Origin of the sequence: Streptomyces filamentosus, assembly GCF_014654895.1 — a bacterium.
In the GTDB taxonomy this organism is placed as follows: Bacteria; Actinomycetota; Actinomycetes; order Streptomycetales; family Streptomycetaceae; genus Streptomyces; species Streptomyces filamentosus.
Genome location: NZ_BNBE01000001.1, coordinates 3,792,808 through 3,817,462 on the forward strand (window position 1 = coordinate 3,792,808; position 24,655 = coordinate 3,817,462).

The following is a 24,655-nucleotide window of genomic DNA, read 5'->3' on the forward strand; positions in this document are numbered from 1 at the left end:
CCATGAACAACTCCGTAGGAAACACCGGCCGCGTGCTCTGGGCGGGCCTCCGCGCCCTCCTCGTCCTCACCCTGGTCTGCGGCGTCCTCTATCCGCTCGCCGTCACCGGCATCGCCCAGCTCACCTTCCCCGGCAGGGCGAACGGCTCCGAGATCGCGGACGCGAGCGGGAAGGTCGTCGGCTCCGAACTCATCGGCCAGACCTACACCCTCCCCCTGAAGGACGGCGAGGAGACCCCGGCCCCCGACCTCCGCTGGTTCCAGCCCCGCCCCTCCAACGGCCTCGGCACCAACAGCGTCAACACCCAGTACTCGATCGTCCTCTCCGGCGCCACCAACCGCTCCGGCGACAACGAGGACCTGATCCGGTGGGTGAAGGACGCCAAGGCCGCCGTCGTCGAGGACAACTCCACGCCCGGCCACGCGGTGAAGCCCTCCGACGTGCCCGCCGACGCCGTCACCTCCTCCGGCTCCGGCCTCGACCCGCACATCTCCCCGGAGTACGCGAAGCTCCAGGTCCACCGCGTCGCCGCACGCAACGGGCTCGACGTCGCGGCGGTCGAGAAGCTCGTCGCCGACCACACCGACGGCCGGATCCTCGGCTTCGTCGGCGAACCCCGCGTCAACGTCCTCCGGCTCAACGTCGCCCTGCGGGACATGATCGGCCGTCAGTAGGGCAGGACGCGGGCCTCGGCCGCCGGCAGGCCCTTCGCCCACCAGTGGCCGTACCGCCCGTACACCCCCGGATCGCGGCCGGTGAGCAGCCTCCCCAGCGACACCGCCTCGGCCGCGAGCCCGTCCCACTCGCCGGCCGTCAGCGGACGGAAGGCCGTGGCCTCGATCCCGCCGCCGACCGGGCGCCAGACCCCGGCGACGTACCCGTCGACCAGCAGGGTGGGCAGCACGTCGCCGTTGACCCGGATGACGTGCCTCCGGTACGCGTCCGGGAGGATCCGGCCCCGGTCCGCGTACGCCAGCAGCGTGCTGTCCCACATCGCCATCAGGCGCGGCGGCGCGGGCGCGTCCCCGTCCGGGCGGACCGCCCCCGGCAGGTCGTACAGCGGCTTCCCGTCCGGGCCCGCCAGCACCTCCGCCGCGCCGGACCGGACGAGCGCGTCGAGCGCGGCGCGGGCCCGGCCCTGCTGCACCAGGGCGAAGCGGGCCAGGTCCGGCGCCGACGCCGGGCCGAAGCCGGCCAGATAGCGGCGGGCCAGCACCTCCAGGCCGGCCGCCGCCGCCTCCGGGGCGGCCGACACCGGGCCGGGGGCGGCGGCGACGAAGTCGGGGGAGGTGCCGTACTGCCACGGCGGGCCGGACGGGACGTGCCACACCGGGCCGTACTGCCGGAGCAGCCGGCCCGCCGTCGGCGTCAGGGTCCCGCCGCCCCAGAGCTCCTCGGCCCGGGCCCGCAGCTCCTCCCCGCCGCGGGGCCGGGCCGCGTACGCCAGGAGGTCCGGCAGCAGCCGGTCCGCGTCGTCCGGGGTGATGCCGCAGTCCGTGAACCGCCGGTCCCGCAGCCGGCTCCCGCGCAGCGTCGGCTCCACCGCCTCCCGGAACGGGCGGTGGTCGTCGGCGTGGACGAGGTGCAGGGTGATCCGCAGCAGGGTCGAGCGGACGAGCCGGAACGCGCCCACGGCCGCGTCGAGCCCCGCCGGGTCGAAGTCCGCCACCCTGTTCCACAGCGCGACGTACGGCGAACCCGGCTGCTGCGCCTGGAGCGCCACCACCCGCCGCACCGCCTCCTCCACGGACAGCGCCTCCCGCGCCAGCAGCAGCTGGCGGGCGAGCGTGGCCCGGTTGAGGGCGCGGGCGGTGAGGGCGGGGGCGGCGGTCGCGGTCATGGCCCCGATTGTCGTACGCGGCACCGACAGCGCCCGGGGGCGGTGCCGAGAGCGCCCGGGGGTGGCACCGGCAGTCCCCGGGGCGGCGGCGATGTCCGGGGCGCGCGGGGTCCTACTGCTCGCGCAGCCCCCAGGGCGACCCGTACTCCGTGAGGAGGTCCAGGAAGGGGCGTGGGTCGAGGGCCTCGGCGCCGAGGACGCCCGAGCCGGTCCAGACGCCGGTGGCGAGCAGTTCGAGGGCGACGACCGGGTTGACGGCGGTCTGCCAGACGACGGCCTGGGAGCCGTACTCGCGCATCGACCACTCGTTGTCGACCACGTGGTAGAGGTACACCTCGCGCGGCGCCCCGTCCCTGGTGCCCTTCACCCAGGTGCCCGCGCAGGTCTTGCCGCGCATCCGGTCGCCCAGCGTCGCCGGGTCCGGCAGGCAGGCCGCGACGACGTCCCGCGGGGAGACCCGCGTCCCGTCCGGCAGCGTCACCGGGTCCGTGCGGTCCAGCCCGACGCGGTGCAGCTCCTTCAGCGTCCGGATGAAATCCTCGCCCAGGCCGTACTTGAAGGTGACCCGGCGGGCGTCCACCCAGCGGGGGATCAGCAGCACCTCCTCGTGCTCCACGTTCACGCACTCCACCGGCCCGATGCCCTCGGGGAAGTCGAAGACCTCCGGCTCGCTGAACGGCGGCGTGGTGAACCAGCCGCGGTCCGCCTCCCACACCACCGGCGGGTTCAGGCACTCCTCGATGGTCGTCCAGATGGAGAACGAGGGCGCGAAGCCGTAGCCGTCGACGGTGAGGTTCGCGCCGTCGCGGACGCCGATCTCCTCGACGGTGTCGAAGAGTTCCTCGGCGGCGTACCGGGCGAAGACGTCCGACAGGCCCGGCTCCACGCCGAGGCCGACGAGCGCGAGCCGCCCCGCCTCCTCCCACGCGGCCGCCCGCTCGAACTGGGCGTCGCCGAGCTTCACCCCGCACTCCTCGTACGGCCGCTCCGGGTGCGGCCGCGACAGCGACATCGCCATGTCGAGGTAGTGCGACCCGGCGGCCAGCGCCGCCTCGAAGAGCGGCATCACGAACCGCGGGTCCGTCGCGTTGAGGAGGACGTCGCAGCGCTCCCGTTCGAGGAGGGCGGTCACCGCCCCCCGGTCCGAGGCGTCGAGCCGGGCGGCGGAGAACCGGCCGCCGGCCGCGTCGCCGAGCGCGGCGACGGCCGCCTCCGCCCGGGACGGGTCGTGGTCGGCCACGACCATGTGGCCGAGGAAGGGACGGCGGGCGGCGATCCGGGTGACGGCGGTCCCCACACCACCGGCCCCCACGAGCAGTACGCGCATGCTGAGAAACCACCTCTCATCGGTCTGAACCAGACGGATCCCGGGAGTGCGCCCATGAAAGCCGCCCGCTCCGAAAGGGGTCAACGGTGTTGGCATAACCTGGGAAGGAGAGGGAGAGTGGTCCGTCATGCCTAAGGAAGTGGTGCCGGAATCGGCACGGCGCCGCAGAAAACCCGTCAAGGCGGGAGGGGTGGTCCTCTCCGAACGCCTCTACATCGAGACCGCCCTGCGCATGCTCCAGGAGCACGGCAGGGACGGGCTGACCGTGCGCCGCCTCGGCGCGGCCCTCGGCGCCGACCCCAGCAGCCTCTACCGCTACTTCCGCTCCACCGACGACCTCCTCCTCGCCGTCGGCGACGAGCTCATCGGCCGCGCCCTGCGCGGCTGGCGCCCCGGCGGCGACTGGCGGGCCGACCTGCGCGACCTCGGCCTGCGCATCCACTCCGCCTACCTCGCCCACCCGCAGGCGGCGATCCTCACCGCCAGCCGGGTCAGCGGCCGGTCCCACGAGATCGCCGCCGACGAGGCGATCCTCGGCGTCCTGCGCGGCGCGGGCCTCCCCGACGCCGGGGCGGTCCGCGTCTACCACGCCTTCATCGACCAGGCCCTCGCCTTCGCCGCCCTCGACGCCGCCGCCCTCGCCCTCCCGCACGGCGCCCGCGCCGCCGACGAGGCCGTCTGGCAGGCCACCTACGCCCGCCTGCCCGCCGCCACCCACCCCCACATCGCCGCCACCGCGCCCCGCCTCGTGGCCCGGATGAACACCAGCGCCTACCCGACGGCCCTGGAGATGCTCCTGGACAGCGCGGCGGCGGCCCTCGGCCCCCTCGCGTCCCCTGTATCCCCCGCGTCCCCCGAGTCCCTCACGGACGGGGCCAGGCCGCCGGGCGGAGCAGCCGCAGGCCGTTGAGGCCGACGAGGACGGTGGAGCCCTCGTGCCCGGCGACGCCCAGGGGCAGCGGCAGGGTGCCGATCAGGTCCCAGGCGACCAGCACGGCGATGAACACCCCGGCGATCACCAGGTTCTGGACGACCAGCCGGCGGGCGGCGCGGGAGAGGGCGACGACGGCGGGCACGGCGGCCAGCTCGTCGCGCACGACGACCGCGTCGGCGGTCTCCAGGGCCAGGTCCGACCCGGCGCGGCCCATCGCGACCCCGCAGTGCGCGGCGGCCAGGGCCGGCGCGTCGTTGACGCCGTCGCCGACCACCAGCACCCGGCGGCCCTCCGCCTCCCAGGCCCGTACGGCGGCCACCTTCTCCTCCGGCAGCAGTCCGGCCCGTACGTCGGTGATGCCGACCCGCGCGGCCACGTGCCGCGCCGCGCGCTCGTTGTCTCCGGTCAGCAGGGCCGGGGCGCGGCCGGTCAGCCGGGTCAGCGCCGCCACGGTCGCGGCGGCGTCCGGCCGGAGCCGGTCCGCGACGCCGAGGACGCCCACCGGCCGCCCGTCGCACAGCACCGCCACCGCGGTCCGTCCCGACTCCTCCAACTCGCTTACCACGTCCGCATGCTGATCACTGGTCAGCAGCCGGGCGGGAGCCCCCGCCTCGACCCGCAGGCCCTCGACGGTGGCGGTCACCCCGCGCCCCGGCGCGGCGGTGAAGTCCCCGGCGGGAGCCAGGGCGAGACCGCGCTCGCGGGCGGCGTCGACGACCGCGCGGGCCAGCGGGTGCTCGCTCGGGTGCTCGGCCGAGGCCGCGAGCCGCAGCAGGGCGTCGGCGTCCAGTCCGCCGCCGGGCAGCGGCCGGACGTCGGTGAGGCGCGGGGTGCCCTCGGTGAGGGTGCCGGTCTTGTCCATCGCGATGGCGTCGACCCGCCCCAGGCGCTCCATGACCACGGCGGACTTGGCGAGGACGCCGTGCCGCCCGGCGTTGGCGATGGCGGACAGCAGCGGCGGCATGGTGGAGAGCACCACCGCGCACGGCGAGGCGACGATCATGAAGGTCATCGCCCGCAGCAGGGCCGAGGACAGGTCGTCGCCGAGGGCGAGGGGGACGCCGAAGACGGCGAGGGTCGCGAGGACCATGGCGACCGAGTACCGCTGCTCGACCTTCTCGATGAACAGCTGCGTCGGCGCCTTGGTCCGCGACGCCTCCTCCACCATCCGCACGATCCGGGCGATCACCGAGTCCGCCGGGTCGCGCCCGACCCGTACGCGCAGGGCGCCGGTGCCGTTGACCGTACCGGCGAACACCTCGTCGCCCGTCTCCTTCACCACCGGCAGCGGCTCGCCGGTGATGGTCGCCTGGTCGACCTCGCTCGTCCCGGCGGTCACCCGCCCGTCCGCGCCGATCCGCTCCCCGGGCCGCACCAGGACGGTGTCCCCGACCGCGAGCCGCCCCGCGTCGACGGTCTCCTCGGAGCCGTCCGCGAGCACCCGGGTCGCGGTGGCCGGCGCGAGGTCGAGCAGCCCGCGCACCGAGTCCGCCGTCCGGGCCGTCGCCAGGGCCTCCAGGGCGCCGGAGGTCGCGAAGATGACGATGAGCAGCGCGCCGTCCAGGACCTGCCCGATCGCCGCGGCGCCCAGCGCGGCGACGACCATCAGCAGGTCCACGTCGAGCGTCCGCTCCCGCAGCGCCTTCAGCCCCTCCCGGCCCGGCTCCCAGCCGCCGGCGGCGTAGGCGCCCGCGAAGAGGACGCCCCACAGCCAGGCGGGGCCGTCCAGGAGGTACGGGGGGAGGGCGAGGAGGAACAGGCCGAGCGCCACCAGCGCCCAGCGCACCTCCGGCAGTGCGAGCAGCCGCGTGCGGCGGCGGGGCGGGGCGGGGGGTGCCGAGGGGGCGGGGGAGGGCCTCCGGCCCAGGGGGCCGGCTGAGGTGGGGGAGGCGGGAGAGGTGGGAGAGGGGGGTGAGGAAGGCATGGGAAACGACCCTTCGGGAGGGGGGTCCGGTGGTGCGGCGGTGCGGACGCCCTCAACATACCGGAACATCTGAAGAGGTCTTCATGTGTCATCCGTATGATGGGCCCATGGGCCACGGAACCGCCGCCACCACCGGCACCACCCCCCGCGAGCGTCTCGACGCCGTCGGCACCGCCGACGTCGCCGCCACCCTCCAGGCCCTCGCCACCCCCTCCCGGCTGTACATCCTCGCCAGGCTGCAGGAAGGTCCCTGCGCGGTCGGCGACCTCGCCGAGGCCGTGGGGATGGAACCCTCCGCCTGTTCCCACCAGTTGCGCCTGCTGCGCAACCTCGGCCTGGTCACCGGCGAGCGCCACGGCCGCTCGATCGTCTACGCGCTCTACGACAACCACGTCGCCGAACTCCTCGACCAGGCGCTCTACCACGTGGAACACCTCCGCCTCGGCGTCCGCGACACCACTGCCGACGCCGACCGCCGGAGCTGAGGCACGACCGCCGTCCCCCGGTACGGGACGCCGCACCGCCCGCCGCACGCCGGTCGCGCACCCGCCGTACGCCCGCCGCACCGCCCGTCGTACGTCCACTGAACCGCCTGCCGCACCGCCCGCCGCACCATCCGCCGCACCGGAGGTCCGCCATGAGCACGCCGTCGCCGTCGCCGTCATCGTCACCGTCGTCCCAGCCCCAGCCCCAGCCCCAGTCCTCGTCCCAGTCCCCGTCCCCCATCCGGGTCGGCGCCCTCGCGCCGCTGTCCCGGCCCGGCTGGACGGAGGCGGGCCGGCACCTGCTCGCCGGCCTGGAGCTGGCCGTCCAGGAGACCAACGCCGCCGGCGGGATCGCGGGACGGCCGCTCGAACTCCTGGTCAGGGACACCGCGGCCGACCCGCGGCGGGCCGAGGAGGCCGTGGACGAGCTGGACCGTCTGGGCGCGGTCGCCCTCGTCGGCGAGTACCACAGCGTCGCGGCCCGCGCGGCGGCCGTCCGGGCCGACGCCCGCGGCCTGCCGTTCCTCTGCTCCTCGGCGGTCCTCGACGCACTCACCGAGGAGCCGACGGACCGGGTGGCGCGCCTGGCCCCGCCCCAGTCCCACGGCTGGCGCGTCTACGCCGACTTCCTCCTGGCCGGAGGCCACACCCGCGTCGCGGTGGCCACCGAGCCGAGCGTCTACTGGGCGGCGGGCACCCGCATCCTCCGGGACCACCTGACCCCCCGCGGCGCCACCGTCACCGAACTCGACGCGCGCGCCCTGTCCCCCGGGGAGATCCGCGACGCACTCGCCGCCGGGGGCGCGACGGCGCTCCTCCTCCTGACCGGCTTCCCCGACCCGGCGGTCCCGATCGTCGCCGCGGTCCGCCGGGACCCGCGGCTCGCCGGGCTCCTCGTCGGGGCCCCCGCGGGCCAGCCGGAGTTCGCCGAGTGGGCGGAGCTCCTGGGGGAGGACGGCGCGGCGGTCCCGTTCCTCCGCTACCTCCCCGAACGGCCGGGCCCCCGTGCCGTCAGGGTCGGGGAGGAGCTCCGCGTCCGCCTGGGCGCGGAGCCGTCCTTCGTGGCCTTCGAGGGCCACGACACGATCACCGTCCTCGCCGCCGCCCTCCGCGCCCACGGCCCCGACCGCCCCGCCGTCGCCGCCTCCTGGCCGCGTACGGCGGTGGAGGGCACCCGCGGCGAGATCCGCTTCGACCGCCCCCCGGGCGCCTCCTTCTGGCAGTGGACGCGGCCCCCCGTCCAGATCACCGACCGCGACCCGGCCGCCCCCGCCCGCTTCCGCACCCTCCACACCGCCTGAGGACGCGGACGGCCGGGGTTCCGTGCGGCCCGGGACACCCGATGGCCCGGCACACCCGATGACCCGGGGGCTCAGGCGGCCCGGGACCTCGGCCGGCCCGGCGTCCCTGGGGGTCCGGCCCGTCAGACGGCCCGCTTCCGGTTCCCGGCCTCGTCGCACGGCACGTCCTCGGCCGGGTGGTTCACCGCGAAGTCGCGTTCGGCCTGCCGCTCGGCCTCGTCGATCGCGGTCGGCTGGATGGAGATGATCCCGCCGAAGGGCCGGTCGACGTCCCGGATGATGCACAGCGTGGTGGTCAGCAGGGCGGTGATCACGGCGAGGGTGATCAGCTGCCCGCGGTTGTTCTTGCGCGGCAGGCAGGTGGCCAGGGCCATCACCGTGATGGTCGGCGTGGCCGGCAGGAACCAGAAGATCGCGCTTGGGATGCCGGCCGTGGCCTGCGTGAGCCGCTCCTCGCGCTCGTCCGACCGCCTCCAGGGCAGGCGGGACGGCCCCGGCCGGACGCCGGGGCTCCGCGGTTCCTTCCGGCCCCCATCGCCCAGGAAACAGCCGAAACGTTCACTCGCCCCCCCGTACGAGGGACCCCGTGTCCGCCACCCGCCAGGAGCACGATCCGGTCCTCCGGCGCACAGGCCAGGAGGACCGTTCTGTCCAGGTCCAACTCGGCTCCTCGGCCGGGCGATTCGCTGGACCGGTGGGTGAGGCGGCTGGTGCGAGAGGCGCCCGGCGTACGAGGCGGCCGGCGTACGAGGCGGCCGGCGTACGAGGCGATGGGCGGCGCGCCCACCGCGCCGCCCACCGCTCCGCCTAGCAGGAAGACCCTCCCGAAGGAGGCTCTCCACGCATGCGCCCGCACTCAGGGCGAGAACGGACTCAGTCAGAACGGACTCGGCGGGAACGAACTCGCGCCCTGAGCATGACCTGAGCGCGAGGGGAAGGCACTGCCCGACGGGGCGATGCGGGCGAGTGCGCCGATCTCCAGCGCGGCCCACACGGCACCGTCGGGGCCGATGGTGATGCCGTGCGGTTCGGAGCGGGGAGTGGGCAGGTCGTGGAGGGTGACGGAGCCGTCGGGGGTGATCGCGCCGATACGGTTGCCGCCCCATTCGGTGAACCACACGGTGCCGTCACCGTCACCGCCGTTCCCGCCGTCGTCTTTGCCGAGGGTGACGGCGTGCGGCCGGGCGGCGCGGTCGGGCAGCGGGAACTCGGTGATCCGCCCGTCGGGCGTGATCCGGCCGATCTGCCCGGCGGCGATCTCGGCGAACCACACCGCGCCGTCCCGGCCCGCCGTGATCCCGACCGGCGCCGCCGCCTCCGTCGGCAGGGGATGGAGGGTGACGGCGCCGTCCATGCCGATCCGCCCGATGGCATTGGCCTGGTTGAGGGCGAACCACATCCCGCCGTCGCCACCGGCGGTGATCGCCGAGGGGAACGCGCCCGTGACGGGCAGCGGGAACTCGGTGACCCGGCCGTCGACGGTGATCCGGCCGATGCGGTCGGCGGCGGTCTCGGTGAACCACAGCGCGCCGTCGGGCCCCGCCGCGATCCCGAACGGCCCGCAGCCGGGCGTGGGCACGTCGAACTCGTCGATCACGCCGTCGACGGTGATCCGCCCGATCCGGCCCGCCTTGTACTCGGTGAACCACAGGGCCCCGTCGGGCCCGGTGGTGATGACGGTCGGCCCGCTGTCAGGAGCGAGGCGGTGGCTCGTCGGCTCCTCGCCGGGGACGAGCCGCCCGATCCGGCCGCTGTGGACGAGGGTGAACCACAGGGCGCCGTCCGGCCCCGTGGTGAGGGCGTAAGGCCCGGCCGCGCCGTCGGCCACCGTGTGTTCTTCAATGGACATGTGGATCAAAAGTACCTCCCGAGGGTGTGGTCGATGGCGGATTGGTGATGCGGGGGGTGCCTGCGTTGTTGTGGCGTTGCCGGTCCGACCGGTCCGACCGGGTGGCCGTCGGCATCGCCAGGCGTGGGGAAACACCACGCGGTCGTGCGCAGGCAAGGGCGAAGGGCGAAGGGCGAAGAACGAAGAACGAAGGGCAGAGGACAGTCGGCGGACGCCTCGCCCAAGGCGGTCCGCGGAGCGCCCCGCGGCGCCGGCGGCGATCTTCGAGGGGCACAGGCGCCTGCCGAGGTCCCCCTCCGCACCCGCAAGAGGGTGCGGAGGGGGGTGATCCTCAAGACCTGCGATTACGAGGGCCAGCCGCCGTACGGCACGGTGATGAGTTCCATGGCGTGACCCGCCGGGTCCATGAAGTACACGCCACGGCCGCCGTCGTTGCGGTTGATCGTGCCGGGCTGCTTCCGGTGGGGGTCGGCGTAGTGCTCGATGCCGCGCCGCCTGATCTGCGCGTACGCCGCTTCGAACTCCTCCTCGGAGACCAGGAAGGCGTAGTGCTGCGGGGTGATGCTCTCCGCGGGGATGGTGGCGAAGTCCAGCGTGACGCCGTTGCCCAGGCCGACCGCGATGAACGGGCCCCACTCGGCGGTGATCTCAAGCTGGAGAAGGTCCGCGAAGAACTCGGCGGACTCCCGGTTGTTCCGGGCGTGAACGATCGTGTGATTCAAATCGACTGACAAGGAATGCCTCCGAGGGCATGTCCCGACACCTCCATGTCTCACCCAGCCGGTGACCGACACGCGATGCTGCCGGAGACCGTATCCCCACCTGCCCAGTGAATCAAGGTCAGTTGACGAAGAAGACGGCCGGCCCGGCGCAGAAGAGGACGCGGACTCCCTTGGAGGCCGGGCCGTCCAGGAAGGAAAGCACCGACCGGGCCCGCCCCGGGGCCGAGGACGGTCGCGTCCTCTCTCCGTCCCTGGCCGCCCAGGTGGAAGCGTTCCTACCGGCCCGATGGACGACGGAGGCCGAGGCGGCGCAGACGGTCCGCCGCCGCGCCGAGGGAGCGGGGCCGGGGAGCGGGGCTCCACGGGTCGTCCTTCAGGAGCAGGTCCACGTCCGCGAGGCTCCGGTGGCGCGCCCCCAGGCCGGGATCCTCCAGGTCGTCCCACGTGACCGGGGCCGCGACGGGCGCGCCGGGGCGGGCCCGGACCGCGTACGGGGCGACGGCGGTCTGCCCGTACCCGTTGCGCTGGACGTCGAGGTACAGCCGCCCGCCCCGGGCCTTCTTGCGGGCCTCGGTGGTGAGCCGGTCCGGATGGCGGTCGGCGAGCACGCCGGCGAGGTCCGAGGCGAAGGCGCGGACGTCGTCGAAGGGCGCGCGCCGGTCCAGCGGCACCACGACGTGCAGCCCGCGCGAACCGGTGGTCATCGGCAGGGAGGGCAGCCCCACCTCGTCCAGCAGCCCGTGGAGCAGGCGTGCGGCCTCCCGCACCCGGCCGAAGTCGTCGTCCGGCGGGTCGAGGTCGAGGACCAGCCGGTCAGGATGGTCGGGGCGGTCGGCCCTGGACAACCACCGGTGCACGGTGACGCAGCCCTGATCGGCGAGGAACACGAGCGTGGCCGCGTCCTCGCACAGCACGTACGTGACGGTGCCGCCCTCCTTCGGCAGCTCGACGCGGCGGACCCACTCCGGGAAGTGGTCCGGCACGTCCTTCTGCATGATCCCCCGGCCGCCGATCCCGTCCGGACGCCGCTCCAGCATGAGGGGACGCCCGCGCAGGTGCGGCAGCATCCGCGGGGCGACGGCGCGGTAGTACGCGGCGAGGTCGGCCTTCGTGATGCCGTCCTCCGGGAAGAGCACCTTCTCCGGCCGGTGACCGGTACGACACGTCTCCCCGCCCGAACCCGTTGCGTGGCAGCCATGCGACCCTCTCCCTCACTCGTCGCGCGCCCCTCCCCTCGGCATCCCCACCCCCACCCGCTTCCCCCTCCCCATGCGCACGCGAGGCGGGAGGCGCTGTGAGGGCGTGTTCCCACCCCCTTCGTACTCATGCGTCCGCGCGGGCCGCGACGCCGGAGGAGCCGGGCGGCCGGGACGGTTCGAGCGGCGGACGGCGTGAGCCGGCGGGACAATGGCGACGCGGGCGGGCCGCCGACGGAGAGCGAGGGGAGCCGGCCATGACCGGTATGGACGGCTTCACGGACGTACTCGACTACCCGATGTACGTCGTCACCGCGGCGGCCGACGGCGAACGGGCCGGCTGTCTCGTCGGCTTCGCCTCGCAGTGCTCGATGGACCCGCCCCGCTTCCTGGTGTGGATCTCCACCGCCAACCACACCCACCGCGTCGCCCACCGGGCCTCCCACCTGGCCGTCCACGCCCTGCGGCGCGACCAGAAGCCCCTGGCCGAACTGTTCGGGGAGCGAACGGGCGACGACACCGACAAGTTCGCCGGCCTGGAGTGGCGTCCGGCGGAAGGCGGAGCCCCGGTCCTGGCCGACGCGTGCGCGTGGCTCGTCGGCCGCGTCCTGGACCGCGTGGACGGCGGAGACCACACCGGCTTCCTCCTGGCCCCGGTGGCCCAGAGCCCCCGCCCCTCCACCACACCGCGACTTCTCCGCTTCAGCGACGTCCGAGACCTCGAAGCAGGCCACCCCGCCTGAACCCACAGCCGAGCCCCCGGCCGCCCCCGCCCACCCCACAGGCACCCGAGGGGACCGACACCTCCCCTGGAAAGGGGGATCGGTGACGAACCGGACGACGCTGCCGAACTCCTCGGACGTATCGCCGTCCTCGGCGGCGAGGTGGGCGCAGGGACTGAGACCGGGGTGGTGCATGACCGCGTCTCAGCAGGGGGCCCATCGACTGACCGGTTATTCGGGCAGCAGCCGTTCCAGCATGAACTGCGTCGTGGCGTCGGGATCGACGGTCAGCGACTGGACGCGATAGCGGCCCGCCGGCAGTTCGACGCGGAGCGTCTCCGCCGGCCGCTGTGCATCCTGCAGGGAGCCGAGGATCCTGTCGGCCTCGTAGGCGGCGTCGGCCAGGACGTATCGTCCTCCGAGTTCGAGGGCGAGGACGTCTTTCCAGCCGTCGGCGGACCCGGCGGCGTGGACGGCGGACAGCAGTCCCGCGTCGTCGTCGGCGTAGCACCAGCGGGCGAACGTGAGGGGCTCGGCGAGCCAGGTGACGGGCAGGGGCTCGGCGCCGAGCGTCAGGATGTCGCGGCCGGCGATCCGCAGGGCCGAGACGTACTCGTCGATCACGTCGTCCGCCTCGGTCCCTTCCCATGCCGGGAGGAGTTCCTCGGGGATGAGCGCGTAGCGGGCGAAGTCGGTGCCGTCGAGCCAGGTAGCCATGCGGCGGATCATCACACCCGCACCTGACGAGCGTCGAGTGCGACCAGGAGCACTCCCTCTTGCACTCCGATGGACTGGGGCACCCCGCCCTCGTCGCGAGCCTTCAGGGCCTGATCGCGCGCGATCAGCTGAAGTCCGGCGTCCTGATCTTCCCCAGAGAGAAGGGCGGCTTCCTGGCCGGCTCGGTCTACCGGCGCATCTGGGCAAAGGCCCGCGAGGCTGTCCTGCCCGAGCACGAGTACAACTCGCCCGTCGGCAAGCAGGTGTACGACCTCCGGCACACTTGCCTGACCACCTGGCTCAACAACGGCATCCCGCCCGCCCAGGTCGCCGACTGGGGCGGCAACAGCGTCCCGGTCCTGCTCTCCACCTACGCCCGCTGCGTCACCGGCCAGATCGCCGAACTCCAGCAGCGCATCGAAGGCCCCCAGGCCCTGCCAGGCTCGCGGTTGCCTTCGAGTGTCGGCCCTGCTCGTGCCGCAGTCTCTTCGTCGAGAGATGCTCGGGCACGATGACGCCTCGGCGTGGTGCTTCTCGTGCGTTGCCGACCGAGCCGCGTCTTGAAGGCCGCTGTGTCCGATGTGCCGTCGCGTGACGCGGCCGGTTGCTTCAACCAGTGGGAAGGGCACCCTAGGAGCCTTGCAGCTGGCTGCGGGGAGGCTCTGTCAGGGGCGGATGGCACCATGCCCCGCATGGATCTCGCACACCCGCTCGACGGCCTGGATGCTGTGCCCTGGGCCTCCTCCTCCCACGCGTACGGCAGCGCGGAAGACGTTCCCGATCTGCTCCGGGCTCTGACAGGTACGGACGCCGCTGCGGCGTCCGAAGCGTTGTCGGAGCTGTACGGGAGCGTGCTGCATCAGGGGACGGTCTACGCGGCCAGCGCGGAAGCGGTGCCGTTCCTGGCCAGGATCGCGGCGGCGGGCCACCGTACGGCTGACGTCCTGGGGTTGCTCGGTGGCATGGCCGAGAGCGAGGACGAGTACGGGGTGGCGCCGGGTGGTGTCCGGGCGGCCGTGGTCGCGCAGTTGGAGCTGCTTCTGCCGTTGCTGGCCAATGCCGAGTCGGACGTCCGGCGGACCGTCGCCTGGGCGGTTTCGCACACGCGTGACGGCGGAACCGTCCTGCCCGCTCTGGAGATCCGCTGGGCGGAGGAGACCGAGCCCGCCGTCCGGGCCGAGGTCCTGGCCGGGATCGCTCGGCTTGACCCGCAGCGCGGAGCGGCTGAGGCGGTTTCCGTCCTGGACCCGTCCCAGCCTGCCGTGGTGCGGCTGGCCGCCCTCTTCGCCTGCCTCGACTCAGGCGCTCCGTGGTCTGATTCCCTGCACGCGACGATGCTGTCGCTCCTGCCGGCCGACTCCTCGCGTTCCGACTTCGACCTCGAACGCGGCGAGCCGCTGGCCGCCGTCGTCGAGGCTCTCCTGGGGCGGGATCACGGACCGGCGCGGGAGGCGGCGTTCGCCCTGGTCGACGCGGCCCTGCGCGACAGCCGGGCCGAGGTCCGGGCCGAAGGCGCCTGGGCGGCCGACCGCGCCTGCATGCTCTCCCGCAGTGCCCCACAGCAGTTGGTGGAGAGCCTGCGTGCGGCGGCCGTCGACGACAAGGCAGTGGTGGACATGGCGTCTCTCCTGGCGCGGCTGGGCCGCGCCGCCGAACCCGCTGCGGACGCGCTCGCCCCTCTCGCCGGACGGAACCTGGACCGGGAGGACGATCACGCCGACCGTGCTCTGGCCGCACTCGTGCTCGTCGCACCCGAGCAAGCTGCCCCGCTCCTCGCCGCCGGCCTCGGGCACCGCCCGCGCGCCCTCGACGCAGCGACCGGACTGTGGGACGCGGAAAGCGCGGCCTTCCCGTTCGACAGGGAACTCCTCGAAGCGGTTCGCTCCCGCCTCTCCCAGCCCGCGGCGCTCAGCGGCAACGAACCGTGGCAGCTGACCAGCCTGTTGGCCGGGTGGGGCGCCGAGGCGGCGGCTGCGCTGCCCGAGCTGTGCGCAGCGATCCCCCATATTCCCGACCAGGCCACACGTGCCCTTGCCTCCGTCGCGGCAGACTGCGCTCCAGCGGATCGCGACACGGCCGTCACCGCGCTGCGAGCGGCAGCACAGCGGGACGTCCTCCCGGCGGCGAAGGCCCTGTACGACCTCACGGGCGAACCCGCGCCGCTGTTGCGATGCCTCGAACAGGAACTCGGCCGGGGTGGCCGCGACCCGCGCGACGCCGCCAGGACCGCTGCCGTACTCGGTTCCCGAGGAGCGGCTCTGGCACCACTCCTCCGTGAGGCGCTCGGTGATCCGGGCAAGGACACCACGCCCGCGCTGGACACGGACACGGCCCTCGCCGAAGCCCTGTGGCGCGTCACAGGAGACCCTGAACCTGTCGTCGCCGTCCTCGCGTCGGTCTTCGACCGCGCCGCGCAGAGCCAGTGGGCCCGCTGGTCGGTGGTGAGGGCCGCCCGGGCGACCGCGCTCCTCGGCCCTGCCGGCCGGCCGCTCACCGCCAGGCTGGAGGAAGCCCTCAGCGATCCGGTGCAGGCGCCGGCCGTCGTCCTGGCCCTCGTAGCCGTGGCGGACCCTGCCGCTCTGGACCACGCCGCACTCGCCTCCGCCGTTCTGGCCTCGGCTGAGTGGGACGCCGACCCGGCAGGGGCCTGCGTCGCCCTGGAAGCCCTCGGAGGCGCCGCCCTGAACGGTGACCACCTGCGCCGGCTCGAAGTCCTCGCAGACGGCGACGCCCGGGTCGTCCGCTCGGGAGTCGAGAACCGCATCATCCGCCAGGACGAAGCCTTCCGGGGCCGCGCCCGGGCGCTCCTCGCCACGTTCAGGAACGCCGCGACGTCCTGAGCGGACGACCACGAGTGTTGTGCCGGCGGCGCGGGACGTTCTTCTGCGCCCCGGCCTACTCGGGCGCCCCGGTCGACTTGGGTTCCGGCATGTGAACGGGCATGACGCCGAGAACGAGGTTCTCCATGGCCTCGGGCATACGGCCGAATCGGCCCGGCCAGTCGTCGACGACGTACAGTTCACCGTCCTCGTCCAGGCCGAGGAACCCGCCGGCAAGTTCGCCGACCGGGAAGAGGTGGTGGCCGATCTCCTCGCCCCACTCGTCGAAGCGGTCGGCCTCGCCCAGCGCCAGGAGTGGGTCCAGATCGAAGGGTTCCCGGGCGCGTGTGATGCCGGCACCACCGTGCCCGACCACCAGTTCGCCGAACTCGCGCAGGAAGTCCTCGGCAGCGACATGAAAGCGGAAGCCGTCCTGCTCCAATTGCTGTTTCCAGCCGGTCGTATCGACAGCCCGCCCGGGATGCCAGCCCGCCTCCCGTAGAACTCGCTCCGCCTCGGACGACCATGCCCGCGGTCCCTCCGACCTCACGGCGTCATCGGTGCGCAGCAGGCCCGCTGCGAACGCGGCGGCCTTTGCCGGATCGGGCGTCGTCAGCCGGACGATCTCCCCACGCCGGTCGTGGCCCACCACCGCGTACCCGTCGGGCCGGGCGAACATCGCCGGAAGCGGGGCATGCCCCCACTCCTCCCATCTGTTCTCCGTGGACACGCTCAGCTGCTGCATCGACACCCAGGGGTACATTGCGCCGAGCGTGGCATTGCGGCCAGCTGCCTCGATCAGGCATCCCAGGGACGGCGGACCCTGTTGATCGTCAGTGGGCCGAGGACGGTACGTCTCCAGCAGCTTCGACCAGGCCGCTCTGCGACCGAGCGATGCGAGGGTGGAATCCATGCACCGACCCTGACGGTGCCGATCACCTCCGTCAATGGAGGGGACTGTGGCCACCGGCATCAGCCGTGCGACGATCCCGGTGTGAACGCTCCAGAAGACCTCTCCGCCGCCGAGCGCGCGTTCATGCTCAACGCCTTTGAGATCGACATCCTCCCGGGTGTCCGCGGAGATCTGGACGAACCCCTCGCATCGGCTCCGCCCGGAGAGCTGGTTCCCATCCTCCTACCCCTGATCGACAGGGGGTGGATCGACGTGTGCCGCGTCATCCCCTGGACGCCTCCGAGCGGGGGCGCCGGCTTCCAGCCCGGTCCGCCCCTCGCCCGCGAGGAACTGCTGAACGCCCTGGTCGACGCGGATAACTGGGAGTACCCGGAAAGCGGTGACTGGATCGGCTGCGTGACGCTCACGCACACACCGGAGGGCCGTCTCACCTCCTGGTGAGCGGCTTCCCCTCTTCGGTGGCTCGGGACGCCTGTCTCACCTCCATGGGAATTCCTCGCGGGGGCGGAAGGTAGCGTGCTGGATGATGGGACGGTGCAACTCCCCTACGTCTACCGCGTGACCAAGTACGACCCCGCCGACCGTGACGAACACGGGCATTACACCGGCAGTGAGGACACGGTCAGCGATCACGGCGAGGTCGAGGCGTCTTATCTTCAGGCGGTCGCGGCCTTCGCCGAAGACACCGGCGTCGAGCACCTGGCCGTACGTGAACCGCAGGTTCCGTCCTTCGCGCACTTCGGTTCGGAGCCTTCAGTGGACGGCTTTGGGTTGGCCGGGCTCTTCCCTGCCGGTCCGACCGGTTTTCACGACGGGGCAGAGGTACCGCTCGACACCGCGCTGGAGCTGGTGCGCGCCATGTTGCGTGACAGCGGCGCCTGGTGCCGGCTGGAGGCAGAAGGCGCGTTCGCGGTCCATGTGGGATGGGACCAGTACCTCTACATCGGCAGTAGCCGGCCCTGCGAGGAGGCGCTGGCCCGAACCCGCGCGCTGGGGCTGTTCCCGGAACGCCTGGACTCCTCTCCGTACGAGATGGAGACCGATGGCGCAGATGTCCAGCGGCCCGGCGACGACGAGTTCTGGGCCGGTCTGCGCTGGGCAGTCGCCGCATGCCGCGCCGGGCTTCTGGAAGAGACGTACGTCGAAGGCGCCTCGCGGTGGCACCGCCTCACGCGCGACTCCGTCGACACAGTTCGCGCCGGGATCGCTCCCCGCGCCCGGCTGGCCGTGTGGCCGGACCTGTGCTCCGACGTCGACGCAGTCATCGGTGCCCTCCCCGCCGAGGGCCTCGTCGAATGTGTCTGGCAGGACAAGGGCGGCCGGATCCACAGCGCTGTGGCTGACGAGGATGAGTTCGCGGAGTTGGCCGCCCGGCTGTCCGATGCCGAAGCTGCAGCGCTCCTGTCCGTGTATGCCGATGAACGTGCGCCTCTGTTCACCGCCGTCATGCCTGACGACGACGGAGTGGTACGGGCCCGCTGGCAGACCGAGCCGACGCCGAGCGACCGGAACTGGGCCCTTCTCAAGACCCTTCACCGAGGCGAGATCGTCACCGGCACGGTGACCCGCATCGCCGACTTCGGCGTCACCTTCGTGGACATCGGCGGCTTCGAAGCGATGATCAATATCCCCGAGCTGTCATGGCGCCCCTTCGACCACCCATCCGACATCGTCTCCGTCGGTCAGGAGGTCAACGCCGAAATCCTCGACGTCGATCCCGTCCGCGAACGCGTATCACTGTCCCTCAAGGCCCTGCACGAAGATCCGATGCCACTGCTGACCGTGCAGATCGGCCAGACCCTCGTCGGCCGCGTCACCAAACTCATACCGTTCGGCGTCTTCGTATGCGTGGAAGAGATGGAGAACGGTTTCGAGGGGCTGGTACACAACTCCGAACTGGCCGACGAGCACCTGGAAAACCCCCAGCTCGGCATCCAGGTGGGTGACGCGCTACTGGTCAAGATCCTTGACATCGACACGGTCCAACGTCGAATCACCCTCTCGCACCGGCAAGCTGTTTCAGGGCTTTAGCCCCAGGCTGTCTGACGATCAAGGCGACGGGACGAAAGTCGCCGACTGGTCAAGCAGGAAGGGGGAGCCGGACCCGGCAGGCTCCCAGCCCTGCGCCAGTGCCTCCTTGATACTGGCGGCAACATGGTCCGGCCTGACGGGCTCCGCTTCAACGCCCAGCCAGTTACTGGGGTGCGGCTGGCCCGTGGTGACAACCAACGTCCTGCCTGGGCGGACGTCCCAACCTCATCCCCCTCGATGCCATCAAGCCATCAAGCTTTAGGAGTCGAGCCTCTGTTCTATTTAGGAGCGCCTCGACTGAACTGCTTCACAACATGCGCCCTACCATGCTATAAATCCCCAAATATTCTCCGGGGGTGTGATCGTGGCGGAAAGAAACCCGACCCTGCGCTTTAATTGCTTCCTGCTTCGCGAGGGGCTCAAGGACTGCGAAAAGGCGCTTCGTGTTCAATATCGCCCGGGTAGTAAGTCGGAAATGCGTAAGCTCGCCAACTCCGATAATGCGCCCGATGGCTGCGTTGCTTATCTGCGCGATCGGACCGAAAATGTTCCAGCCTGGGCTCGGCTGCTCGCTCCGGCCTTCTCCGAACTTGAGGGGGTGCTGAATTTCTCCAATCGGCTCGTTATATTTCTGCCCGTGAAGAATCGGACCTTTGCCATCTGTTTTGGATATGGCAGCTCGACCCTCGAGTGGTCTTGGGTGGAAGCGAACTTTGGCCTGCGATTTGCGGCACGGAGGTTCGATAGTAAGGCGATGACGGGAGTTGGTAGTCGTCGTATCGATTCTTCTGCTAGATCACAGTGGGTGCAGATTCCCACGAATTCCTCGATATCAGATTTCGAGGTCGAACTAGACGGCGAGTTTACTCGCAAGTTGATCGGAAACCTAAGCGAAGGGGTCGAGTTCCCCGAGTTGGGTGCCGTAGTTGCGACTGATTCCGTTGCGTTTAAGCTCGAAACCGACCTGAATCGGGTTCGTGACGTTTTAGGCGTGATGCTGGAGACGGCAGAGACGGGGGATGTGACAAAAGACCTCGCTTTTATTGACTCGCTTGAGCCACTGCGGGCCAAGAGTGAGGTCGTTAAGACTCTTGAGAGGCTCCTCACTATGGAGTTCTTCGGCGATCGTGTACGGAATACGCAAGGGCCGGCGGCTGAGGGCCTGGACGTACATCTGCTCGCTTTCGCCCCTCCGGATGATCTCTCTGTAGAGAACATCCACAACTTTGTAATATACAAAGGTGAAGACAGTCAAGAGTTCGAGGAGATGAGTCTGCAATCTCTCCGAGCGGCGATACTTTCCTTCCCTGGAAAGTTTGGCGTCACCAGCCTGGCGAGCATGAAGGTCCAGGCTCGGGACTCCAATGGGGCTGCCGCCAGCATAGCGAGACCGCTGAAGCATTGGCTCATATTCGAAGCGGGAAATCAGGATCGGCGTTACCTTCTCACTCTAGGTAAGTGGTACGCACTCGCCGAAAGTTACTCCAAGAAGCTGGATGAGGACCTTGCCCAGATTGAGGATGTGACTGATGTCCTCAACCTGCGAACGTGGGACGATTGGGGGCCCAAGAAGAACTGGGAGAAGCATTTCAATGAGAGGGCCGCAGAAGGTCGGAATGACTTGATTTGCCTCGACAGGCATCCAATTTACTCGGAAGGTGACCAGATCGAGGCATGCGACCTGCTGCATGCGGATGGCTATCTAGTTCATGTGAAGAAATATACGGGCAGTCAGACCCTCAGTCACCTATTTTCGCAAGGGTTCGTTTCGGCTCAGACCCTTATCTCTGACGCCGCGTACCGCAGCGACTTCCTTGAGGCGGTCAATTCCATCAACCCGGCCTTGGTGGGGGTCGCAGGTAGCATGCCTCCTAAGTTTGTTACCTATGCAATTGCCTTCGACGACCAACAGTGGCTGCCTCAAGACCTGCCAACCTTCAGTAAAGTGAATCTTCGAAGCTTCAGTAAGAGGATCAAGCTGCTCGGATCAACAGCCACCCTTGCCCGAGTGCAGATGACCTTCAAGTCGAAGGACACCTAGCGGTGTACGGCGAGCCTGGCTCCTGAGCTAGTGACCTGGTTCGGAGATCCTGTCGCAGTATCGGCAGATGCGGTCGAGGATCTGGTCGGCGGTTTTGGTCCATCTGAAGGGTCGGGCCTGGGCGTTCCAGACCTTGATCCAGTCTTCGAGCGCCTTCTTGAGGTCGTCGAGTGAGCAGAACACTCTGCAGCGCCGTTCCAGCTCGGCGAACCACCGTTCGACCTGGTTGATCCAAGATGAGTAGGCGGGGGTGAAGTGGAGCTGGAAACGAACGGGGGTGCGCGAGGAGCCACTTGTGCACCACGGGTGCACAAGTGGCCGGAGAGGTTGTCCCAGATGACGTGGACCGCCAGGCCCTTGTCGGTCCGGCGGTCGATCTCGTCGAGTAAGTCGACCGCACGGTGCTGTGCGGATAGCTTGCTGATGACTTTGCCGGTCGCGGTGTTCAGGGCGGCGAACCGGTCGACGGTGCTGTGCCGCACGTAGCCGAAGCTGCGGCGCTCGGGCACTCCCGGGATCATGGGCAGGACCGATGCGGTCCGCTGAAGGGCATGGATCTGCGGTTTCTCGTCGACCGCGAAGACGACGGCGTTCGCCAGCGGAGCGAGAAACAGACCTACGACGTCACGGATCTTGTCGATCAGGAACGGGGCCGGGGAGATCTTGAACGTCTCGGTCCGCCACGGCTGCAGACCGAAGGCGTGCTAGATCCGCAGGACACTGGCCGGAGAGATCCCCACCGTCTTGGCCAGTTCCCGCTTGGACCAGTGCGTGCCCGCAGGAGGTGTCTCTTCCGGGGTGCGGACCACTACCTCTTCGATCTAGGTGTCGGTGATGGTCCGTGGCACTCTGTGCTGCGGCTCGTCCGCAAGTCCGTCGAGGCTGTCGCGCAGGAACCGTGTGCGCCAGCGGCGCACGGTGTCTCTGCCGACATCGAGTCGCGCGGCGACCACCGCGTTGTTCCATCCGTTCGCGCAGGCCAGCACGACACGTGCGCGAACGGCCAGCCCCTGCGCGGTCGAGCGGCGCTTTGCCCAGTTCTCCAGCGTCAGCCGCTCGGCCTCCGACAGCACGACAGGTTCCAGCCGGGTACTGCCCATGCCCATAGGACAGCGTGAACGCGCGACCGGCCGCAGGCGAACACCGCAATCTGAGACAGGGGCCGCCTCACGTGGCGACCCACGACCTCAAAACCAGACCACTAGCTGGATTCCTCCGTGCCGACCTCGTCTTCGATCAGGCCGTACGGAGGACGGTCCTCGCTGCGGCTGTACCGCACGACGACGCAGTCTTCGACAAGGTCGGGTGGGCTGTTGTCGACGACGATGACCTGGGCCCCTGCGCCCTGCTCGGCTAGCCAGGCCGTCAGGTGACGGTAGAAGTCGTCGATGGCGACGGCGTCGGCGATGGTGGAGTCCAGGGTGCCGCCGTGGCCGAGGTTCTTCTGCGGGCTGTCGATCATGAGGAAGCCCGGGTGTGCGGCTGATGTTTCGATGGCGACCTCGAAGACGGCGAGCTGCCATGCCAGCGTCAGGAGAGTTCTGGCGCCGGAAGAGGCCTCCTGGTAGGAGTCACCGCGTACGTGCGGCGTTAGGTTTGAGTCGATGAATGGCTGGCTGAGCTTGGGGTAGCGCCACTGGTGCAGGAGTTCGCCAAAGCGTCCGCTGATGCGGGCCAGGACGCGGTCACGGTCGCGGGCGGCGTCGCCCAGCTGGTCGAGTTCTTCGCGGAGGCCGGCGATCTGAGCTTCGTGTCGTTCCACGGTGGCAACGCGCTTGGCGATGCCTTCGTTGAGTTTGGCGGCGTTCTCCGCGTGCTGGGCTTGGCGCAGTACCTCTTCGCGGCGGCGCTGGAGACTATCGCGTGCGGCGAGGTAGGGCGATACCGCTGGGGAGGTCGCCTCATCCAGGGCAGCAGCCGCATGCTGTTCGGCCAGTGCCGCGTCTTCCGCGTGGAGTTTCAACTCCGTGAGCGAAGCGTCGAGCTCGTCGATGTAGGTGGTGATTTCCTTCAGGCGGGCCTTTGTGGAACGGATCTCGGCCGCGACGTCCAGGCGGTTCTCGTCCGTGCCATGCTCGGAGTCCGCCGAACCGAGAGTGAGGGGCTCCTCTCCCTCGGGAAGCGTGTGGTGACACAGGCTGCACTGGCCATCCGTCCTCGAAGGCGGGCCGGCCAGACGATGCAAGCAGGCTGGGCACGTTGTGACGCTCAGGGGGTCGAACAGCTGTCGTGCCTCGGCCAACATGCCCAGCTTGAGGAGGTCGTCGGCGTACTGCGCGCGAAGAGGCAGCATGCGGGCGAGCTGGCTCTCGCAGTCTCGCAAGACGGCTGCGGCTCGCCTGGATGTCTGGGCCGCCTGCTGATGCTCGCGGCGGAGCTGGGCAGCGAAGGCCGTACCGGCTTGGGCCTGGTGGTCGAGTGCCTGGAGCTGCTCGGCGATCTCGGCAAGCTCGAAGTGGAACGCCTGAGGGGTGAGCGCGTCTCGCAGGTCGATGGGGCCACGCTGCTCCTGTACGAACGCCCGGGCGCCGGCGAGCTCAGCCTTCGCGTTGCTGAGGCGGGTCCCGAGCTCGCGAATGCGTTGACCGAGCTCGACGGCCCGGTCGTCGTGGACGCCGAAGACGACGTCGACGACCTGCTTCAGCTTGTGCCTCTTCATGAATTGGTTCTCGAAGAGGAAGTGCTTGTCGGCTACGCGCTCGTTCGGCAGGAACGCCAACGCCATGAGGTCACGGAAGCTCAGTGGGTCCGTGCGGGACTCGCGGCTCGTGGGTGCTTCACGCAGCTGAACGCCTTCGAGCTTGCAGTGCCCCAGGAGGAGTGAGGACAAGCTGTCGGGTGCCCCGGCCGGCTCGATTGGCCTGCTCTCGGCGTTGGACAGGGCGGGGTTGTCGAGCGTTCCCCGGCGCACGTACGCGACCTTCGACGGCTCGCCGACGGAGCGCTCGATCACGTGCGGCTCGCCGGACAGCTCGACTTCGAGAAGGCAGGAGCGGACCTTCCTCAGCACTTCCGGATGCCGGGGGTGTCTCTTGGCACCGAGCCCGTACGCGATGAACTCCAGCACCGCGGTCTTGCCCGAGCTGAAGGCTCCGGCAACCACGGACAGAGGGCGCACGCGCTGCGCGTCTCTGAAGTCGACGTCATAGGTGCGATCGATGCCGGCCAGGCGCAGACGCCGGATCCGAATGCCGGGCAGAGGCTGCATGGTGATCATCCCTCCCAGGGCATGTCGGACGGGTGTGGTTCTGGGCCCAGGACGCTCATGAGTGCGGCACCGGGGCCGCCGTGGCCGTCCGGGCGCAGCCACCGCGCCGTCTGCTCCCGCAGAGCCTTGTCGCTGAGCCGGTGCAGTCGGCGCACGACGATTGACGCAGCGGTGCTGAACGAGTCGGCGTAGGTCGCGGTGAACTGCGCCCCGAGTTCGTGGCCACGGGGGCTGATGGTGTACGCGAGGGCACCCTTGTGGTTGTGGACCTCGCAGCATCCGTAGGCAATAAGGAGCGCGAGGTCGTGCTGGATCCGTTCGCGGCGGCTGGTGAACCGCTGCGAGGAGGAGGCGTAGGACAGCACCTGCGGATCGAAGCCGGCCAGTCGCAACAGGTTGGCCTCTCGGTCTTCGGACCGGATCACGAGGAACGGGTTCGCGGACAGGAAGTCGTAGTAGCCGATACGTTCCAGGCTCGCTCCGTTCGCGTCATGCCCGGCAACAGCGTCCAGGAGGAGAAGGAGCTGGGCGAGCCGGAACTGCACCTCGTCCTCCGGCATTACTACCGGACGGTGTGCTTCCACGGCGAACCCCTCGTATCGTCTTGGCGGGACAGGCACGGCGTC

General features: G+C 70.7%; 20 protein-coding genes and 2 pseudogenes. 10 read left to right on the forward strand and 12 right to left on the reverse strand.

Annotated features, from left to right (window positions below; genetic code table 11):
* The first annotated feature begins 2 nt into the window (after positions 1-2).
* Positions 3-674 carry a potassium-transporting ATPase subunit C gene (locus IE326_RS17100; protein ID WP_190041941.1) on the forward strand — a complete coding sequence of 224 codons (672 nt, stop codon included), beginning with the start codon at positions 3-5 and terminating at the stop codon, positions 672-674.
* Here IE326_RS17100 and IE326_RS17105 read toward each other — a convergent pair.
* Both IE326_RS17105 and IE326_RS17110 read right to left on the reverse strand, forming a co-directional pair.
* Complete coding sequence (locus tag IE326_RS17105; protein WP_190041942.1) at positions 668-1,840, reverse strand: winged helix DNA-binding domain-containing protein; 1,173 nt, start codon at positions 1,838-1,840, stop codon at positions 668-670. The two genes, IE326_RS17100 and IE326_RS17105, sit on opposite strands and share 7 nt — an antisense overlap.
* Positions 1,841-1,952: 112 nt before the next feature.
* Positions 1,953-3,167, reverse strand: coding sequence for a saccharopine dehydrogenase family protein (locus IE326_RS17110; protein WP_190041943.1), 1,215 nt, complete (start codon positions 3,165-3,167; stop codon positions 1,953-1,955).
* Positions 3,168-3,294: 127 nt separating this feature from the next.
* On the opposite strand from IE326_RS17110, the gene IE326_RS17115 reads away from it, so the two are divergent.
* Entirely contained in the window at positions 3,295-4,077 is a 783-nt protein-coding gene (locus tag IE326_RS17115) for a TetR/AcrR family transcriptional regulator (protein ID WP_190041944.1), read from the forward strand.
* Here IE326_RS17115 and IE326_RS17120 read toward each other — a convergent pair.
* Positions 4,031-6,025 carry a heavy metal translocating P-type ATPase gene (locus tag IE326_RS17120; protein ID WP_190041945.1) on the reverse strand — a complete coding sequence of 665 codons (1,995 nt, stop codon included), beginning with the start codon at positions 6,023-6,025 and terminating at the stop codon, positions 4,031-4,033. The two genes, IE326_RS17115 and IE326_RS17120, sit on opposite strands and share 47 nt — an antisense overlap.
* Positions 6,026-6,132: 107 nt before the next feature.
* On the opposite strand from IE326_RS17120, the gene IE326_RS17125 reads away from it, so the two are divergent.
* Together IE326_RS17125 and IE326_RS17130 are read left to right on the forward strand one after the other, a co-directional pair.
* Positions 6,133-6,510 (forward strand): ArsR/SmtB family transcription factor, encoded by a 378-nt coding sequence (locus IE326_RS17125; RefSeq protein ID WP_150228253.1) that lies wholly within the window; start codon positions 6,133-6,135, stop codon positions 6,508-6,510.
* Positions 6,511-6,662: 152 nt separating this feature from the next.
* Positions 6,663-7,811 (forward strand): ABC transporter substrate-binding protein, encoded by a 1,149-nt coding sequence (locus IE326_RS17130; protein WP_190041946.1) that lies wholly within the window; start codon positions 6,663-6,665, stop codon positions 7,809-7,811.
* A gap of 122 nt (positions 7,812-7,933) precedes the next feature.
* Here IE326_RS17130 and IE326_RS42025 read toward each other — a convergent pair whose 3' ends face one another.
* The 4 genes and pseudogenes from IE326_RS42025 to ligD form a co-directional block, all read right to left on the reverse strand.
* The gene (locus IE326_RS42025; protein WP_444545374.1) at positions 7,934-8,803 is read right to left on the reverse strand and encodes a bestrophin-like domain; all 870 of its coding nucleotides are present in this window, start codon (positions 8,801-8,803) and stop codon (positions 7,934-7,936) included.
* A complete protein-coding gene (locus IE326_RS17140; protein ID WP_190041947.1) occupies positions 8,689-9,660 on the reverse strand; it encodes a Vgb family protein in 972 nt (323 codons plus the stop codon). The genes IE326_RS42025 and IE326_RS17140 overlap by 115 nt, the downstream gene beginning before the upstream one ends.
* 344 nt (positions 9,661-10,004) lie before the next feature.
* A complete protein-coding gene (locus IE326_RS17145; protein ID WP_150228250.1) occupies positions 10,005-10,394 on the reverse strand; it encodes a VOC family protein in 390 nt (129 codons plus the stop codon).
* A gap of 263 nt (positions 10,395-10,657) precedes the next feature.
* A pseudogene (gene ligD, locus IE326_RS17150) lies at positions 10,658-11,580 on the reverse strand (non-homologous end-joining DNA ligase).
* Positions 11,581-11,835: 255 nt separating this feature from the next.
* Here ligD and IE326_RS17155 point away from each other — a divergent pair.
* Positions 11,836-12,321, forward strand: coding sequence for a flavin reductase family protein (locus IE326_RS17155; protein WP_190041949.1), 486 nt, complete (start codon positions 11,836-11,838; stop codon positions 12,319-12,321).
* A gap of 210 nt (positions 12,322-12,531) precedes the next feature.
* On the opposite strand, the gene IE326_RS17160 is transcribed toward IE326_RS17155, so the two are convergent.
* A complete protein-coding gene (locus tag IE326_RS17160; protein ID WP_170313819.1) occupies positions 12,532-13,017 on the reverse strand; it encodes an Imm21 family immunity protein in 486 nt (161 codons plus the stop codon).
* A gap of 59 nt (positions 13,018-13,076) precedes the next feature.
* Here IE326_RS17160 and IE326_RS17165 point away from each other — a divergent pair, with 59 nt between their 5' ends.
* On the forward strand, positions 13,077-13,532 hold the full coding sequence (locus IE326_RS17165; RefSeq protein ID WP_229915373.1) for a site-specific integrase: 456 nt from the start codon (positions 13,077-13,079) through the stop codon (positions 13,530-13,532).
* A gap of 177 nt (positions 13,533-13,709) precedes the next feature.
* Positions 13,710-15,857: a hypothetical protein gene (locus tag IE326_RS17170; protein ID WP_229915374.1), complete on the forward strand. Its 2,148-nt coding sequence runs from the start codon at positions 13,710-13,712 to the stop codon at positions 15,855-15,857.
* A gap of 55 nt (positions 15,858-15,912) precedes the next feature.
* Here IE326_RS17170 and IE326_RS17175 read toward each other — a convergent pair whose 3' ends face one another.
* Positions 15,913-16,749, reverse strand: a complete 837-nt coding sequence (locus IE326_RS17175; protein WP_229915375.1) for an SUKH-3 domain-containing protein — start codon at positions 16,747-16,749, stop codon at positions 15,913-15,915.
* 15 nt (positions 16,750-16,764) lie between these two features.
* Here IE326_RS17175 and IE326_RS17180 point away from each other — a divergent pair, with 15 nt between their 5' ends.
* The 3 genes from IE326_RS17180 to IE326_RS17190 all read left to right on the forward strand — a co-directional run bounded on the left by IE326_RS17180 (position 16,765) and on the right by IE326_RS17190 (position 20,821).
* Complete coding sequence (locus IE326_RS17180; protein ID WP_229915376.1) at positions 16,765-17,190, forward strand: hypothetical protein; 426 nt, start codon at positions 16,765-16,767, stop codon at positions 17,188-17,190.
* A 117-nt stretch (positions 17,191-17,307) separates the two neighbouring features.
* The gene (locus IE326_RS17185; protein ID WP_229915377.1) at positions 17,308-18,780 is read left to right on the forward strand and encodes a S1 RNA-binding domain-containing protein; all 1,473 of its coding nucleotides are present in this window, start codon (positions 17,308-17,310) and stop codon (positions 18,778-18,780) included.
* Between the two features lie 358 nt (positions 18,781-19,138).
* Positions 19,139-20,821, forward strand: coding sequence for a DUF6119 family protein (locus IE326_RS17190; protein WP_190041953.1), 1,683 nt, complete (start codon positions 19,139-19,141; stop codon positions 20,819-20,821).
* A gap of 27 nt (positions 20,822-20,848) precedes the next feature.
* On the opposite strand, the pseudogene IE326_RS17195 reads toward IE326_RS17190, so the two are convergent.
* From IE326_RS17195 to IE326_RS17205, 3 genes and pseudogenes are all read right to left on the reverse strand, one after another.
* A pseudogene (locus IE326_RS17195) lies at positions 20,849-21,921 on the reverse strand (IS630 family transposase).
* Positions 21,922-22,022: 101 nt separating this feature from the next.
* Entirely contained in the window at positions 22,023-24,038 is a 2,016-nt protein-coding gene (locus IE326_RS17200; RefSeq protein WP_190041954.1) for a P-loop NTPase family protein, read from the reverse strand.
* On the reverse strand, positions 24,035-24,613 hold the full coding sequence (locus IE326_RS17205; protein ID WP_190041955.1) for an ABC-three component system middle component 2: 579 nt from the start codon (positions 24,611-24,613) through the stop codon (positions 24,035-24,037). Before IE326_RS17205 ends, IE326_RS17200 begins: the two co-directional genes overlap by 4 nt.
* Positions 24,614-24,655: the final 42 nt, after the last annotated feature.

Excerpts from the sequence above, each read along its gene's own strand:
- IE326_RS17100 (WP_190041941.1), top strand. The coding sequence starts at position 3 with ATGAACAACTCCGTAGGAAACACCGGCCGCGTGCTCTGGGCGGGCCTC.
- IE326_RS17105 (WP_190041942.1), bottom strand. The coding sequence starts at position 1,840 with ATGACCGCGACCGCCGCCCCCGCCCTCACCGCCCGCGCCCTCAACCGG.
- IE326_RS17110 (WP_190041943.1), bottom strand. The coding sequence starts at position 3,167 with ATGCGCGTACTGCTCGTGGGGGCCGGTGGTGTGGGGACCGCCGTCACC.
- IE326_RS17115 (WP_190041944.1), top strand. The coding sequence starts at position 3,295 with ATGCCTAAGGAAGTGGTGCCGGAATCGGCACGGCGCCGCAGAAAACCC.
- IE326_RS17120 (WP_190041945.1), bottom strand. The coding sequence starts at position 6,025 with ATGCCTTCCTCACCCCCCTCTCCCACCTCTCCCGCCTCCCCCACCTCA.
- IE326_RS17125 (WP_150228253.1), top strand. The coding sequence starts at position 6,133 with ATGGGCCACGGAACCGCCGCCACCACCGGCACCACCCCCCGCGAGCGT.
- IE326_RS17130 (WP_190041946.1), top strand. The coding sequence starts at position 6,663 with ATGAGCACGCCGTCGCCGTCGCCGTCATCGTCACCGTCGTCCCAGCCC.
- IE326_RS17140 (WP_190041947.1), bottom strand. The coding sequence starts at position 9,660 with ATGTCCATTGAAGAACACACGGTGGCCGACGGCGCGGCCGGGCCTTAC.
- IE326_RS17155 (WP_190041949.1), top strand. The coding sequence starts at position 11,836 with ATGACCGGTATGGACGGCTTCACGGACGTACTCGACTACCCGATGTAC.
- IE326_RS17160 (WP_170313819.1), bottom strand. The coding sequence starts at position 13,017 with ATGGCTACCTGGCTCGACGGCACCGACTTCGCCCGCTACGCGCTCATC.
- IE326_RS17170 (WP_229915374.1), top strand. The coding sequence starts at position 13,710 with ATGGATCTCGCACACCCGCTCGACGGCCTGGATGCTGTGCCCTGGGCC.
- IE326_RS17175 (WP_229915375.1), bottom strand. The coding sequence starts at position 16,749 with ATGGATTCCACCCTCGCATCGCTCGGTCGCAGAGCGGCCTGGTCGAAG.
- IE326_RS17200 (WP_190041954.1), bottom strand. The coding sequence starts at position 24,038 with ATGATCACCATGCAGCCTCTGCCCGGCATTCGGATCCGGCGTCTGCGC.